The 13,602-nt window shown below is 65.1% G+C and carries 12 protein-coding genes; 10 read left to right on the plus strand and 2 right to left on the minus strand.

The genetic code is table 11. The features are described 5' to 3' along the window. The first annotated feature begins 15 nt into the window (after positions 1 to 15). Genes ACZIRK_RS22735 through ACZIRK_RS22750 form a run of 4 tightly spaced genes read left to right on the plus strand, consistent with a single transcriptional unit; the run spans position 16 to position 3,285 of the window. Positions 16 to 792: an ATP-binding cassette domain-containing protein gene (locus ACZIRK_RS22735; protein ID WP_245474518.1), complete on the plus strand. Its 777-nt coding sequence runs from the start codon at positions 16 to 18 to the stop codon at positions 790 to 792. Positions 793 to 817: 25 nt separating this feature from the next. Beyond that, positions 818 to 1,750, plus strand: a complete 933-nt coding sequence (locus tag ACZIRK_RS22740) for a CoA transferase subunit A (RefSeq protein ID WP_130223210.1) — start codon at positions 818 to 820, stop codon at positions 1,748 to 1,750. Continuing rightward, positions 1,743 to 2,516: a CoA-transferase subunit beta gene (locus tag ACZIRK_RS22745; RefSeq protein WP_130223212.1), complete on the plus strand. Its 774-nt coding sequence runs from the start codon at positions 1,743 to 1,745 to the stop codon at positions 2,514 to 2,516. The genes ACZIRK_RS22740 and ACZIRK_RS22745 overlap by 8 nt, the downstream gene beginning before the upstream one ends. Before the next feature lie 22 nt (positions 2,517 to 2,538). Further along, a complete protein-coding gene (locus ACZIRK_RS22750; protein WP_165435046.1) occupies positions 2,539 to 3,285 on the plus strand; it encodes a CoA transferase in 747 nt (248 codons plus the stop codon). Positions 3,286 to 3,315: 30 nt separating this feature from the next. Here ACZIRK_RS22750 and ACZIRK_RS22755 read toward each other — a convergent pair whose 3' ends face one another. Next, positions 3,316 to 4,998, minus strand: coding sequence for a thiamine pyrophosphate-binding protein (locus ACZIRK_RS22755; protein ID WP_463328135.1), 1,683 nt, complete (start codon positions 4,996 to 4,998; stop codon positions 3,316 to 3,318). A gap of 186 nt (positions 4,999 to 5,184) precedes the next feature. On the opposite strand from ACZIRK_RS22755, the gene ACZIRK_RS22760 reads away from it, so the two are divergent. The 6 genes from ACZIRK_RS22760 (at position 5,185) to ACZIRK_RS22785 (ending at position 11,856) form a co-directional block, all read left to right on the plus strand. Beyond that, entirely contained in the window at positions 5,185 to 6,663 is a 1,479-nt protein-coding gene (locus tag ACZIRK_RS22760; protein WP_130223218.1) for a xylulokinase, read from the plus strand. 1 nt (position 6,664) lies between these two features. Then, positions 6,665 to 7,858, plus strand: a complete 1,194-nt coding sequence (locus ACZIRK_RS22765; RefSeq protein WP_165435047.1) for a CaiB/BaiF CoA transferase family protein — start codon at positions 6,665 to 6,667, stop codon at positions 7,856 to 7,858. Between the two features lie 243 nt (positions 7,859 to 8,101). Continuing rightward, positions 8,102 to 9,070, plus strand: a complete 969-nt coding sequence (locus ACZIRK_RS22770) for a sugar ABC transporter substrate-binding protein (RefSeq protein ID WP_130223222.1) — start codon at positions 8,102 to 8,104, stop codon at positions 9,068 to 9,070. A gap of 52 nt (positions 9,071 to 9,122) precedes the next feature. Further along, positions 9,123 to 10,136 (plus strand): ABC transporter permease, encoded by a 1,014-nt coding sequence (locus ACZIRK_RS22775; RefSeq protein ID WP_130223224.1) that lies wholly within the window; start codon positions 9,123 to 9,125, stop codon positions 10,134 to 10,136. Continuing rightward, a complete protein-coding gene (locus tag ACZIRK_RS22780) occupies positions 10,133 to 11,041 on the plus strand; it encodes a CoA transferase subunit A (RefSeq protein ID WP_463328136.1) in 909 nt (302 codons plus the stop codon). The genes ACZIRK_RS22775 and ACZIRK_RS22780 overlap by 4 nt, the downstream gene beginning before the upstream one ends. After that, on the plus strand, positions 11,038 to 11,856 hold the full coding sequence (locus ACZIRK_RS22785; protein WP_130223228.1) for a hypothetical protein: 819 nt from the start codon (positions 11,038 to 11,040) through the stop codon (positions 11,854 to 11,856). The genes ACZIRK_RS22780 and ACZIRK_RS22785 overlap by 4 nt, the downstream gene beginning before the upstream one ends. 174 nt (positions 11,857 to 12,030) lie before the next feature. On the opposite strand, the gene ACZIRK_RS22790 is transcribed toward ACZIRK_RS22785, so the two are convergent. Then, the gene (locus tag ACZIRK_RS22790) at positions 12,031 to 13,581 is read right to left on the minus strand and encodes an AMP-binding protein (RefSeq protein ID WP_463328137.1); all 1,551 of its coding nucleotides are present in this window, start codon (positions 13,579 to 13,581) and stop codon (positions 12,031 to 12,033) included. Positions 13,582 to 13,602: the final 21 nt, after the last annotated feature.

Genomic DNA, 13,602 nt, shown 5'->3' on the forward strand with positions numbered 1-13,602 from the left:
ACACGGAGGATGCGAATGACCCCAGGCATGAGCGGCGCGGCCCTTCTTGAAGCGCGTGGCGTCAGGAAATCCTACGGCCCGGTCCATGCCTTGCGGGGCGTCGACTTCCGCATCCGTAAAGGCGAGACCATCGCGCTCGTCGGCGACAATGGCGCGGGCAAGAGCACCTTCGTCAAGATACTGTCCGGCGCCATTCAGCCGACCGGAGGAGAAATCCTGTTCGACGGCCGCCCTATCGCGATCTCCTCCACGGAGGTGGCGAGGAATCTGGGAATCGAAACCGTGTACCAGGACCTCGGCCTCTGCGACAATTTGAGCGTCGCCGACAACATATTTCTGGGCCGGGAAAGGACCTGGGGGATCGCTCCGCTGCGTTTCCTGGACAAGCGCAGCATGCGCGCGGCGGCTGACCATGCGCTGAAGGGCCTTTCTGTCAACGTGCCGCGCGCCGACGCCAACGTTTCCGGTCTCAGCGGCGGCCAGCGCCAGGCCGTTGCGCTGGCCCGCACCAAACTATGGAAATCCTCGCTCGTGCTGCTCGACGAGCCGACTGCCGCGCTCGGCGTGCAGGAGACCAAGCGAGCGATGGACGCCGTGCGGAAGCTGCAGGAACAAGGCATCTCCATCGTGCTCATCAGCCACAACATGCCGCTGGTGATGGAGATGAGCCACCGTGTGGTGGTTCTGCGGCATGGGACCAAGGTGGGCGACGTGCCGACCGCCTCCGTCAATGGCGACGATATCGTGTCGCTGATCACCGGCGCCCGCCAGACCTGGATCGAGGCGGCCTGAGCGCCTTACGGACAAGACCCCCAGCATGGTGCAAACGCCGTCGAAACTCGTCTCGCTGGCCGAGGCCGCGCAATCCGTCGTGAGCGGCGCATCGCTGACCGCCGGCGGCTTCGCGCATTCCCACCAGCCGCTCGCCTTCACGCGCGAGCTCATCCGGCAAGGGCACTCGCGGCTCACGCTGATGAGCGTGGCAGAATGCTGGGTCGCAGAATTCTTGGCCGCCGCGGGCATGCTCGAGAAGGTGTATTTCTCGAACTTCATGTTCGAGGGCTACGGCCGCTGCCAGCGTTTCTCCAAGGCGGTGGAGGCCGGCACCATCGCGGTCGAAGACCATAGCCATTTCGGCATGGTGTCGCGCCTGATGGCGGCGGGGCTCGGCTTGCCGTTCATGCCGATGAAGGCGATGGCGGGGACGGATATCCTTGCGGTCTCCGGTTTCGAGCCGGCGGCGCACAAGGCCAAGCGCCTGGAGTCACCCTTCGGCAACGGCATCGTCACCGCCGTCTCTCCGCTCAAGCCCGACGTAGCCATCATCCATGCCGCCCGCGCCGACCGGCTCGGCAATGCGCAGCTATTCGGGACAACGTCGGTGATCGAGGAGCAGGCGCGCGCTGCGCGACAGGTGATCGTCACCGTCGAAGAGATCGTGGATACCGACGTCATCCGTCGCCAACCGGAACTCACGCTGCTGCCGGCGCTGATGGTCGACATGATCGTCCATGTGCCGTACGGCGCGCATCCGACGGGAGTCTACGGCTACTACGACCATGACGCCCCTCATCTTGCCGACTACTACGCGGCGTCGCGCTCGGAAACTGATACGGCGGCCTGGCTTGACCGCTGGGTGCATGGCCTCCCCGATCATTATGCCTATCTGGACGCCCTGACGATGTCCCGGCTGCTCCGCCTGCGCGTCGACCCCGCGTTGGGTTACCTGCGTGAGGTCTGCCATGACTGACGTCAGCCGCGACGAATACATGGCCGTCGCTGCCTCGCGCGAGATTCGCGACGGCGACACCGCCTTCATCGGGACAGGCCTGCCCATGGTGGCCGCCTATCTCGCCAAGGCGACGCACGCGCCGCGCGTCAACCTCGTGTTCGAGTCCGGCATCATCGATCCCCAGCCTGTCGATCTCGCCACCGGCGTGGGCGACTATCGGCTTGTGCACGGCTCTACCAAGGTCGCGGGCACGTTCTATGCCCTCAGTCTGCTGCAGCAGGCGAAGGTCGACATCGGCTTTCTCGGCACGGCCGAGATCGATCCTTACGGCAACCTCAACTCCACGGTGATCGGCCCCTACGACCGGCCGCGGGTCCGGCTGCCGGGCAGCGGCGGCGCCAACGACATCGCCAGCATGGCGAAGCGCTTCGTGGTGATCGCGCGCCTCGATCGCAAGCGCTTCGTCGAGAAGGTGCAGTACCTGACGACACCGGGTTTCCTCACCGGTCCTGGCGCACGCGAAGCTGCGGGCTTGCCGGGGGCCGGCCCGGTCAGGGTGATCAGCGATCGCGCGGTCCTTGGTTTCGATCCGGCCTCAAAGCGCATGCGCGTGGAACGGCTCTATCCCGGGGTAACTCTGGGCGAGGTACAGGAGCACATCGCTTTTGCGATCGATGCGGCTCCAACGCTCGAAACCGAACCGAAGCCCGACACTCATTTGCTCCGCCTATTGCGCGAGGTCATCGACCCCGACGGGGTCTATGTCGGTCGCGACGAGCGCTGAGCCCATCCGAGGATTCCCGCCAATGTCCGCAGGACACAAAGTCGTTTCGCTCGCCGATGCAATCGGCCTCATTCGCGACGCCGACTGTGTTGCCCTTGGCGGCCACGCAGGGCGCAGGCCGCCGATGGCGCTGGTGTGCGAGATCATCCGGCAGGGCCGCAAGGACCTTCGTTTAGTGTCCTGGGACAAGAGCCTGGCGCTCGAACTCCTCGTTGCTGCAAGTTGCGGCGCGAGTATCGCGGCCAATGACATGGAGACTCGGGATCGCATCCGCGCCATCGCGCTCGGGTTGCCCTTCACATCGGGCACGTGGGACTCCCATTTCCGCACATTGCGGCCGGATTTCGTGCTCCTGCATGCGCAGTGGGCCGATGCGGACGGCAACGTTCGCTTCGCGCTGGATCAATGGGAGCCCGAACTCCCGGACCTGCTGCTCGCGAAGACCGCGACAAAGGTGATCGTGTCCGTCGAGCAGGTCGTCAGTCGCCAAGCTATCGCCCGGCGCCCGACCGATCCCTTTCTGTCCGGCGAAGCCGTCGCCTGCATCGTCGAAGCGCCTTACGGCGCGTATCCCGCCGCCTGCGACACCCGCTACGAAGCGGACCACGCAGCGGTTGGCGAGATCGCCGAAGCGACGCGGTCGGACCAGGCCCTACGGGTCTGGCTCGATACGCATGTCTTCAAGCCGGGCGATCACTGGGCGGCCATCGATGCCGTCGGTTCGCGACGGCTGCTCGGCATCACGACCAACCGGGTGTTGCGGGTCTGATCCCCGACAACACGGCGGTCGGCTAAGACATCAGATCGGATCCTTCCAGACGTTCTCGCTTCCGTCGATGCGGATGTCGATCAGGTAGAAGCGGCCCGAGGCCTTGCCTCGGGCAATCGCGGCAGCCAGATCGGCGGGATTGGCAACCTTCTCACCGTCGCCGCCCATGCACTTGGCGATGCCTGCATAGTCCACGTCGCCGAAATCCACGCCGATGTAGCGCTGGCCGTGGAAGTGCAGCTCTTCCTGCTTGATGTTGCCGTACGCCATGTCGTTCATCACGATCAGCGTGAACGGCGCCTTTTCGCGCACGGCAGTCTCCATGTCGCCCATGCTCATGCCGAGCGAGCCGTCGCCGACGACGGCGATGACGTCCTTGCCCGGTCCCGCAAGCTTGGCGGCGATCGCGGCCGGCAGGCCGAAGGCCATGTTTCCGTAGCCGACCGGCTTCATGTAGGCGCCGGGCGTCTTGATCGGCAGCATATGCGTCCAGACGCCGGGGTTGCCTGCATCGGCAACAATCACCGTGTTCGCATCAATCGCTGCGCCGAGCGTCTGCATGACCCATTGCGGCTTGATCGGCCGCGACGTCGCGTAGGCCGGGGCGAAGACGTCCTTGCGCCAATCCTCCCGCAGCCGCCTGGCCTGAGCGAGCCAGTCTGCGCGCGCGGCGGCATTGGCCGATACCTTGCCCTGCAGCGCCCCTGCGAGCCGCCGCAGCGCATCCGTTGCGTCGCCGATCACGCCCACGGCGACCGGGTAATTGCGGCCGACGATCGCCGGATCGAGATCCACCTGCACGATGTTCCGCGTCAGCGGCAGCGTCCAGCGCGAGGTCGACGCTGCATTCATGCTGTTGCCGACGACAAGGATGCAATCCGAGTCCTGCAGCAGGTGTTTGGAAACCTTGGTACCGAAGCGGCTGCGCGGGCCAAAGCATAGATCGTGGTCGCCGGGCACGGCAGAGATGCCGTTGAAGCTCGTCACGATCGGCGCACCGAGCAGTTCGGCCAGCTTCAGCGCGGCCTCGCCGGCCCGCGCGATGATCGCGCCGCGACCAAGCCACAGCACCGGTTTCCTGGCGACGGCCAGCGCCTGGGCAGCCGCCGCGATGGAGGCATCAGGCGCGACCGGGCGCTCGTTGAACCGGTAATTCTGCGGGTCGATCGGCTCGAACGCGATCTCGCCGCCCTCGACCGCATCGCGGGCGAAATCGAGCAGAACGGGGCCGGGATTGCCGGTCGTCGCCACACGGAAGGCCTCGCGCACCGCCTGCGGAATCCCCTCGCTGTCCGGCACGAAACGGCTCAGCTTGGTGAACTGCCGAAACAGTGTGATGTGATCGGCATCCTGGTTATCGTCCTGGCCGACGTGCCGGCGCCGATTGTTGCAGGTGATCACCACAACCGGACTTGAATCGCGGTGCGCACCGCCTACGGCGGTGATCAGGTTGGTAGCCCCGGGGCCGGTGGTCGCGAGGCAGACGCCGGGCTTGCCGGTGAGACGGCCGTAGGCGTCGGCCATATGTGCGGCAGCGCGCTCATCGCGCGTCGTGATGAAACGGATGCCGGGCTCGTCATAGAGCGCGTCCATGATCGAGAGCGTTTGGCCGCCAGGTACGCCGAAGATGAACTCCACACCTTCGAGCTTGAGGCATTGGACGACCGCACGTGCGGCTCCGATCTTGGCTCGCGCGGGCTGTGAAGTCGTCATCTGCTGCACTCCTGACTGTCTTTGAGATCCGCGGCCGTCTTGGCCATGGCAGCGACGCGTAGCAGAAAAAAACGTTTTCGGAAATCGTTTTTTATGTCTTTATGCCAGCACGCCAAAACCGACGTACGGGACCCATGAATCTGCCCGCCTCTCCCGCCGCCATCTCCTTCACAGGATCGAGTCATAATGCGAGGTGACCTGATCCTCGCCATCGACGCCGGCACCAGCAGCACGCGGGCCACGCTGTTCGACGCGACCGGCGTGCGGCTCGCACATGCCAGCCGCCCCTTCAGCGTTGCGCTTCAGGCCTCGTTCGCCGAGGCCGATCCTGCATCGCTGTGGGCAGCGGTCGTCGAAACGGTCCGTGATCTCGGCGTCGATCGGGAGCGCATCGCCGCGATCGGCGTCACCGCCGCGATTGGCATGGTGCTCACGGACGCGCACGGGCTGCCGCTTGCTCCCATCTGCACCTGGCAGGACCGGCGCGCGACGCGTGAAGCTGTCCTCATCGAACGTCGACTTGGCGCCGCAACGGTCTATGGCATCTCCGGTCGCCGGATCGCCCCCGAGCTGACCGGGCCGCTGCTGCTCTGGTTCCGCGATCATCAGGCCGACGTCTTCGCCAAAGCGCGCCTCATGCTGACCATGAAGGACTGGCTGCTCATGCGGCTTTGCGGCGAACCCGTCTGCGATCCCGCGGGCGCTTCCTATTCGCTGCTGTTCGATGTCGGGCGGTGCGCCTGGAGCGAGGACTTGATCGCAGCGCTGGAACTGCCGCGCCACCTTTTCCCCGAGATACGCGACGGCACCGCGATCGCCGGCCGGCTGACCCGGGGCGCGGCGAATGCGCTGGGGCTGCTGGATGGAACACCGGTGGTGGTCGGCGGCCCTGACGGCACCGTCGGCGGAATGGGAGGCGGCATGGTCGAGCCCGGCATTGCCGTCAACGTCATGGGCACCACGGACGTCATCTTTGCCTGCGCCGATCAGCCATGCTTCGATCCGGATCGCCGCCTGGTCCTCAATCGCTTTCCTGTCGGAGAGGCCTGGTGCATCGGCGGTCCTATGGCCGCTACCGGCGGCGCGGTCGCGTGGCTTGCTGGCGTGCTCGGCGCCGACTTGCCGACGTTGACGGCCGAAGCCGCCGCGATCGCCGCCGGCAGCGACGGCCTGATCTTCTCACCGATGCTGGCGGGCTCGCGGACGCCGCGATGGGATGTCACCGAACGTGGCGGCTTGATGCGACTAAGTTTCGAGCACGGACGCGGGCATCTGTTCCGCGCCGCGCTCGAAGGCGTAGCGATTGAGGTCGCAGAGGTCTTCGATGCGCTCGCGACCGCGGGCATGCCGGTGCGCGAGATCCGCGCCGTCGGCGGTGGGGCCGAGTCGTCGCTGTGGCTCGAAATTCGCGCCGCCCTGCTCGGCAAGCCGCTCATCGTACCTGAAATCGCCGAGGCTTCGGCGCTCGGGGCCGCCATGCTGGCAGCCGTCGGCGTCGGACTTCATGCCGACCTTCGGGCGGCTAGCGCCGCGATGGTCCGAATCCGCGAGAAGATCGAACCGGCGCCCGATGCGATCGCCGCCTACGCTCATCTCAAGAAGCAGTATCTCGCCTACCGCCAACACCTCGACAGACTTCCGGTTCAGGAAGCAGGAGATCTTTGACATGTTCAGTGCGCTACAGGGATTGAAGGTCCTCGACGTGTCGCGCTTCATCGCCGGCCCGTTCTGCGCGATGCAGCTTGCCGATCACGGTGCTGATGTCGTCAAGGTGGAGCGCATCGACTCGGGCGAGGACACCCGCGAGAACGAGCCGAAGCTTGGCGGCGAGAGCGTCTATTTCATGACCTATAACCGCAACAAGCGCAGCTTCGCGCTCGATTTCCGCAAACCTGAGGCCCAGCAGGTGCTGCGCGAGCTCGCCGGCAAGGCCGACATCCTGATCGAAAACTTCCGTCCGGGAACGATGGAGCAGATGGGCTGCGGCTGGGAGGCGCTGCATGCGCTGAACCCGCGGCTCATCATGGTGCGCATCTCGGGCTTCGGACAGACCGGGCCTCTCTCGCAGCGCCCCTGCTTCGACGTGATCGCGCAGGCGACGAGCGGATTGATGGAGCTCACCGGCGACCCGAACGGCCCGCCGACCATGGCCGGCACTTTCGTGGTGGATTACACGACCGCGCTCTACGCCACCATCGGGGCGCTCACCGCGCTTGCCGCCCGCGAGCAGACCGGCAAGGGCCAGCTCGTCGAAGCCACGTTGCTCGAAAGCGCAGCCAGCCTGTTGATGACGGCGATCCCCGAGCAGGCCGTCTTCGGCCGCAGCATGAGCCGCCAGGGCAACCGGGACCGCTACACGTCGCCGGTCAACACCTTCAAGGGATCGGACGGCGCCTGGGTGCATATCGCCTCGGGCACCGATCCGCTGTTCCAGCGTCTGGTCAACGCAATGGGACGCGAGGACCTGCTGCAGGATCCGCGCTTCGCCACCGTCAAGGCGCGCGTGGCGAACGCATCCGCGATCGAGACCGAAGTCCAGGCCTGGGTTTTCAGACACACTGCCGACGCCGTGGTCGAGGCCATGGACCGCGCCGGGGTGCCCTGCGCCAAGGTCTCCACGATGACTGACGTGGTCGAGAACCCTCAGCTCAAGGCCCGCAACCAGATCCTGACGGTCGATCATCCGCGCGCCGGCGCATATCCGACCCACGGCATCACGGTCACGCTGCGCGAGACACCGGGCGCCGTGCGCCGACCTTCTCCGCTGGTCGGCGAACACACAAGCGAGGTGGCCGCCGAGTGGCTCGGCTGGTCCCGCGAACGCTGCGATGAATTGATCGGAAAGCGCGTGATCGGATGAGGGACTCGCGACGCCGACCTTGGACCTCGGATGCCGATCAGACGTTCGCCCCGCGACGCCCCGCCGCGCTGGCCGACCCTGCAGCCGGAACAGCGGTCTTAGCGGTTGACGTTTGCGAGAGGGCCTGATCAAGTAGGATACAGAAACGTTTTTCGGAAATCGTTTTCGGAGTAGCAGCCCTACGGCGGAAACGTTAAGGGCCGATGCCCCCGCCAAGGGCCGGCCCTTATCGGGAGGGAATCCATGTTCACCATGCGTTGGCTCAAGGCCGCCATGCTCGCGCTCGTTACGGCCGTCGGGCTTGCGGGAGCGATGCCTGCACAGGCTCAGGACAAGATTACGATCGGCGCCATCATCTACGCGCGCGACTCGCAGTACTGGCAGCAGATCGAGCGCGGCATGCGCGACGCGGCTGCGAAATACGGCGCGACGATCACGTTCGGCCTCAACCAGCGCAAGCTGCCGACCGAGGGCCAGGTGATCGAGGACTTCGTCACCCGCGGGGTCGACGTGCTGATCATGCCGCCGCTCGACAAGCAGGGTTCGGTCGCATCCGCCCGCCGGGCCAAGGACCGCAACATCATGGTCGTCGAATACGACACCCGGCTCGAGGATTCCTCGATCGCCAGCCACTCGATCGGCGTCGACAGCCACGAACTGGCCGCCGCGGTCGGCAAGGAGCTGCGCAAATATCTGGAGAGCAAGGGCGGCCAGCCCTCGATCGGCATCATCACACTGCCGCCGATCAACGCCAACATGCAGCCCCGGCGCCAGGGCTTCCTGTCCGCTCTCGAAGGCTTGAAGTACGAGACTGTCGCCGAGGTCAGCGGCGCCACCCCCGAGGAGGGCGCCAACGGCCTGGAGAACATCCTGCGTCGCAAGCCCGACACCACGGCCATCTGGGCCTCCAACGCCGGCACGCTCGCCGGAGCGGCAGCCGCAGCGCGCCGGGCCAACACGCAGACCAAGCTGTACGGTATCGACATGAGCCAGGATCTCGCCCAGATGCTGCTCGATCCGTCGAGCGCGGTGGAGGCGATCGCCGACCAGCAGCCTTACCGCATCGGCTATCTGACCGTCGAAACCGCGGTGAAGGCCAAGCGCGGCGAAAATCAGCCGCGCTACGTCAACGTGCCGGTGAAGCTCTACACCAAGAGCGATCAGCAACCCGTGAAAGAATATCTGGACCTCGTGCGCTCCTTGTCCAACTGAGGCGAGGCACGGAGCTCCTTAGAAGCCCCTCACAATCTTCCTGCGAGAACCCATGTCCATGAACAGCACGCTCGCCCAACCTCGCGAAGGCATCAGTCCGGCGCGACTAAAGGCGGCCCTGGCCTCCTGGCGCGCCGAGATCGGCGTCGGCATCGCGTTGGCGGCACTCATCATCTACTTCTCGGCGACGGCTTCGAATTTCCTGACCGTCGCCAACTTCGCAACGCTCCTCACGCAGACTTCGGTCGTCGCGATGATCGCGGTCGGGATGACGATGGTGATCATCGCAGGTGAGATCGACCTGTCAGTGGGAGCAACCGTTGGCCTTGCCGGAACCGTGATGTCGCTCCTGGTCGTGAAGCTCGGCTGGTCGCTCGTCACCGCAAGCGCGCTCGCAGTCGGCATCGCGGTCCTCATCGGCGCCTTCATCGGCGCGCTGCGCGTGATCTGGGCGATCCCGTCCTTCATCACGACGCTGGGGCTGCTGTCGGCGCTGCGCGGCGTCGCGTTCTACATTAGCGACGGCCTCACCATCGGGCCGATGCCGAAGGCGCTCGATGGTCTATGGTATGGCTCCGTTCTCGGCCTGCCTACACCGGTCGTTCTCATGGCCGGCACGATCGGACTTGGCTGGCTGCTGCTCTCGCAACTGCGCTTCGGGCGGCACCTCTATGCCGTCGGCGGCAACCCGATCACGGCCTCGCGCTACGGCGTGCCCGTGCGCGCCATCCGCATTGCCGTGTTCATCATCGTCCAGGTGCTCGCGGCGATCGGCGGCATCATGCTCGTGTCGCGGCTGAACTCGGGCAGCGCCACCGTCGGCGAGCACATCGAACTCGACGTGATCGCCGCGGTCATCGTCGGCGGAACCAGCCTGAACGGCGGATATGGTCGCCTCGTCGGCACCGTGCTCGGCGTCATGTTCGTCGCCGTGCTGCGCAATGGCATGGTCCTCGCCGGTATCGACCCCATCGTGTTCCTGATCGCCCAGGGCCTCGTCATCATCCTCGCCGTCTGGTGGAGCATGCTCCGCCGGCAGCGCACACGTGCGGACGGATTTGCATGAGCAAAGCTCCCCTTGCCTCGAAGTTGATCACCCTGCCGGAAGCCGCCGGACGCGTTGGCGACGGTTGCCGGCTCGCTCTCGGCGGCTTCGCCGTCTATCAGAAACCAATGGCCTTCGTGCGCGAGCTGGTCCGCCAGGGCCGGCGCGACCTGACGATCATCGGATCTGCCCACTCCTTCGATGTCGACATGCTGGCAGGCGCCGGCTGCTTGAAGAGGGTCGAAACATCCTATGTGGGGCTGGAGAAGCACGGCCTGGCACGCAATTATCGGCGCGCCGTGGAAGGCGGACGCCTCAAGGTCGTCGACTATCCCGAGATGGCGTGTTGGGACCGCTTCCGCGCCAACCAGGATGGCTTCGACTTCTGGCCGGCCAAGTTTCTGGGCGGCAACGATGTCGTCACCTACAACGACGAGATCAAGGAATTCCCCTGCCCCATCACCGGCCGCAGGCTGCACGCTTTCCCGGCGGCAAATCCCGATGTGGTGGTGATCCACGCTATCGCGGCCGACGAGCAGGGCAACATCGTAACGCCGGCGCGGCGGCTGCTGCCGCAGAGCGGCGACGTGCTGATGGCCCGCTCGTGCGAGCATGTCATCGTCACCGCAGAAAAGATCGTCGCAAAATCCTTCATCAAGCGGCACGCCCGTTTCGTCGAGCTGCCCTCCTATCGGATCAGCGCCGTGGTCGAGGTGCCGTGGGGATCGCATCCGACGCCGACGCTGGGGCGATATCTGGCCGATGATACCCATCTCGATGCCTATGTGGCGGCCTCTGCAAACGACGGCACCTTCGCCGCCTACCTTGATGATTGGGTCCGCCGGCCGGTGGACCACTTCGCTTATCTGGACAAGCTCGGCGCCGCCCAGCTTTCTCGCCTCGCCGACCTCGGGAGCCTTGCATGACCGCGCCCGCCACCCTCAACGAAACGCTCGCCGTCGCACTGGCCCGCAGCTTTGCCGATGCCGAGGTCGGCTTCACCGGTCTCCTCACGGGGGCCGCGGCGGCCCTGTTCGGGACCGGCATCCCGCTTGCGGCCATGGAGCTCGCCAAGCGCATGCACGCACCGAACCTGACCATCCTGCTCGCTGGCTGCTATCATAACCCGGACTTCAGCGAGATCGACCGGCTGCCCGACTCCGAGCACAGCGCGATGCTGCGCGACCTGCCCTGCGAGTCCCAGATGGTCGACTATCCCGGCCAGTTCGTGCTCAAACGCGGCGACGTGAGCTTCGGATTCAGCAGTGCGGTACAGGTGGACCGCGTCGGCAACATCAACAGTGTTTGCGTCGGTCCGCACGACCGGCCCAAGGTTCGCCTCGTCGGCCCGATCCTGCAGCCCGAGCATATGACGCTGTTCCGGCGGGAATATGTGATGATGCCGCACCATGACCGGCGCAACTTCGTCGAGAAGGTCGATTACGTCTCCGGCGTCGGCTATCCGGGAGGGATCGAAGGACGCAGGAAGCTCGGCCTCGACTGGGGCGGCCCCTGCATGGTCGTCACCCCCAAATGTCTGTTCGACTTCGACCGCGAGGCCGGGCGCATGAAGGTCCGCTCAATCCACCGCGGCGTCAGCCGGCAGGAGCTGCAGGACGCCACCGGATTCGACCTCGGCGACCTTTCATCGGTGCCCGAAACCGAGGCGCCGACGGCCGAAGAGCTGCACAACCTCCGCCGCGACGTGGATCCGCGCGGTGTCCTGATGCCCACCCTCTGAGGGATACAGCCGAACGCGATCAGACACCGCATCGACGGAATCGATCGGGAAGGATGTAATCGATTCAGAGCGTTTTCGAGCGAAGTGGACACCGGTTCGCGTGAAGAAAACGCGTCAAAACAAGAATTTAGAGCTTCGGTTCTGATCCAATCAGAACCGAAATGCTCTAGGTCGTCAGGGCGCCGGCGTTGGCTGTAGACTTTCCCGCAGCGCCTTCTTGTCCGGCTTGCCGAGTGACGTCAGCGGAATGTCCTGACGAAAGTGAATCGCCTTCGGCGCACAGACCGGTCCTTTCGCCTGCCGAACCCAGGCGATCAGGTCGGCCTCCGATGCGGTCATATTTTCGCGCAAGACCACGACGGCGGTAACGGCTTCACCCCACACGGGGTCGGGTAGCCCAATGATGGCTGCAGCGGAAACGGCCTCGTGTGCAGTAAGGACGTCCTCGACCTCCGAAGGATAAACGTTGAAGCCACCGGTGATGATCATGTCCTTCGATCGACCGACGATGTAGAAGAAGCCGTCGTCGTCGCAGCGCGCCAAATCGCCGGTATGCAGCCAGCCGTCGCGAAAGGCATGGGCAGTCTCCTCCGGCCGATTCCAATAGCCCTCCATCACTAACGGTCCGCGGACACAGATCTCACCCAACTCTCCTGCACCGACCTGCCCTCCCTCCTCGTTTAAAAGCGCGACCTGGCTATTGCCGATTGGGACCCCGCATGAGGTCAGCCGTCGATTGTCGATGGAAAGATGATCATCTCTTCGCAAGACTGTCACGGAATTGGGGGCCTCGGATTGCCCATAGAGTTGCATGAAGATCGGGCCAAAACGCTCAATCGCTTCGCGCAGGCGGACGGGTGTCATCGGTGCGGCCCCGTAGATCACAAGTTCGAGGCCGATGTCCCGGACGTCATGAGACGCCGCGTGGTCCAGCAGTTTGTAAATCATGGTCGGCACGAGGAAGGTGGCGGAAACGCCATACGACCGTACGACCTCGAAGAATCCTTCCGGCGAGAAACCGTTGGCCATCACGACGGTGCCGCTCAAGACCAGGACGGGCAACAGGCAGCCACCCGCGCCATGACTGATGGGCGTCGTCGCGAGGAAGACCGGCGCTCGCGGCCACTCCCACTCCGCCAATTCCGCCATCGTCATGGCGACGTGCGTGCGATGACTGTGCATCACTCCTTTCGGCCGCCCCGTCGTACCGCCGGTATAGATCAGCCAGCAGAGATCGCTCGGCCTCGCATTCGAGACCAAGTCGCGCGCGGGAAACGATCCGGCTTCGGCAAGCACGTCGACCGCGGTTTCGCTGGGCCCCAGTGCCATCGCCTCGACGCAGCGAACCCGCGAGACGATCGCACGTGCACGGTCGGCGAATGTCGCGGGGTCGAAGAAGAAGGCCTTTGCGCCGCTGTCCTCGAGCATGAAAATCTGATCTTCCGCGGAAGCAAGCGGATGGAGGTTAGTCAGACGTGCTCCCGAGAGATAACACGCCGCACCGATCAGAAATGCTTCCATGCTATTGCGAGACAGACAGGCGACACCGTCGCCGCGGCGGACTCCGTGCCGTTCGAAGACCTGCAACATGCGCGAGAGCAGCGCTCCGAAGTCACGATAGGTCGTTCGCTTGCCATCGGAGATGAACGCCGTTCGATCGCCGCCGCGCCTGATCGCCCTGATGAGAATGTAACCCATCGTGGACGATGCGTGAAGTTGATCCATCGATTACCTTTCCGCCATCTG

This window comes from Bradyrhizobium sp. Leo114 (assembly GCF_055229415.2).

Excerpts from the sequence above, each read along its gene's own strand:
- ACZIRK_RS22760 (WP_130223218.1), top strand. The coding sequence starts at position 5,185 with ATGCGAGGTGACCTGATCCTCGCCATCGACGCCGGCACCAGCAGCACG.
- ACZIRK_RS22770 (WP_130223222.1), top strand. The coding sequence starts at position 8,102 with ATGTTCACCATGCGTTGGCTCAAGGCCGCCATGCTCGCGCTCGTTACG.
- ACZIRK_RS22780 (WP_463328136.1), top strand. The coding sequence starts at position 10,133 with ATGAGCAAAGCTCCCCTTGCCTCGAAGTTGATCACCCTGCCGGAAGCC.
- ACZIRK_RS22735 (WP_245474518.1), top strand. The coding sequence starts at position 16 with ATGACCCCAGGCATGAGCGGCGCGGCCCTTCTTGAAGCGCGTGGCGTC.
- ACZIRK_RS22750 (WP_165435046.1), top strand. The coding sequence starts at position 2,539 with ATGTCCGCAGGACACAAAGTCGTTTCGCTCGCCGATGCAATCGGCCTC.
- ACZIRK_RS22745 (WP_130223212.1), top strand. The coding sequence starts at position 1,743 with ATGACTGACGTCAGCCGCGACGAATACATGGCCGTCGCTGCCTCGCGC.
- ACZIRK_RS22740 (WP_130223210.1), top strand. The coding sequence starts at position 818 with ATGGTGCAAACGCCGTCGAAACTCGTCTCGCTGGCCGAGGCCGCGCAA.
- ACZIRK_RS22785 (WP_130223228.1), top strand. The coding sequence starts at position 11,038 with ATGACCGCGCCCGCCACCCTCAACGAAACGCTCGCCGTCGCACTGGCC.
- ACZIRK_RS22790 (WP_463328137.1), bottom strand. The coding sequence starts at position 13,581 with ATGGATCAACTTCACGCATCGTCCACGATGGGTTACATTCTCATCAGG.
- ACZIRK_RS22765 (WP_165435047.1), top strand. The coding sequence starts at position 6,665 with ATGTTCAGTGCGCTACAGGGATTGAAGGTCCTCGACGTGTCGCGCTTC.
- ACZIRK_RS22755 (WP_463328135.1), bottom strand. The coding sequence starts at position 4,998 with ATGACGACTTCACAGCCCGCGCGAGCCAAGATCGGAGCCGCACGTGCG.
- ACZIRK_RS22775 (WP_130223224.1), top strand. The coding sequence starts at position 9,123 with ATGTCCATGAACAGCACGCTCGCCCAACCTCGCGAAGGCATCAGTCCG.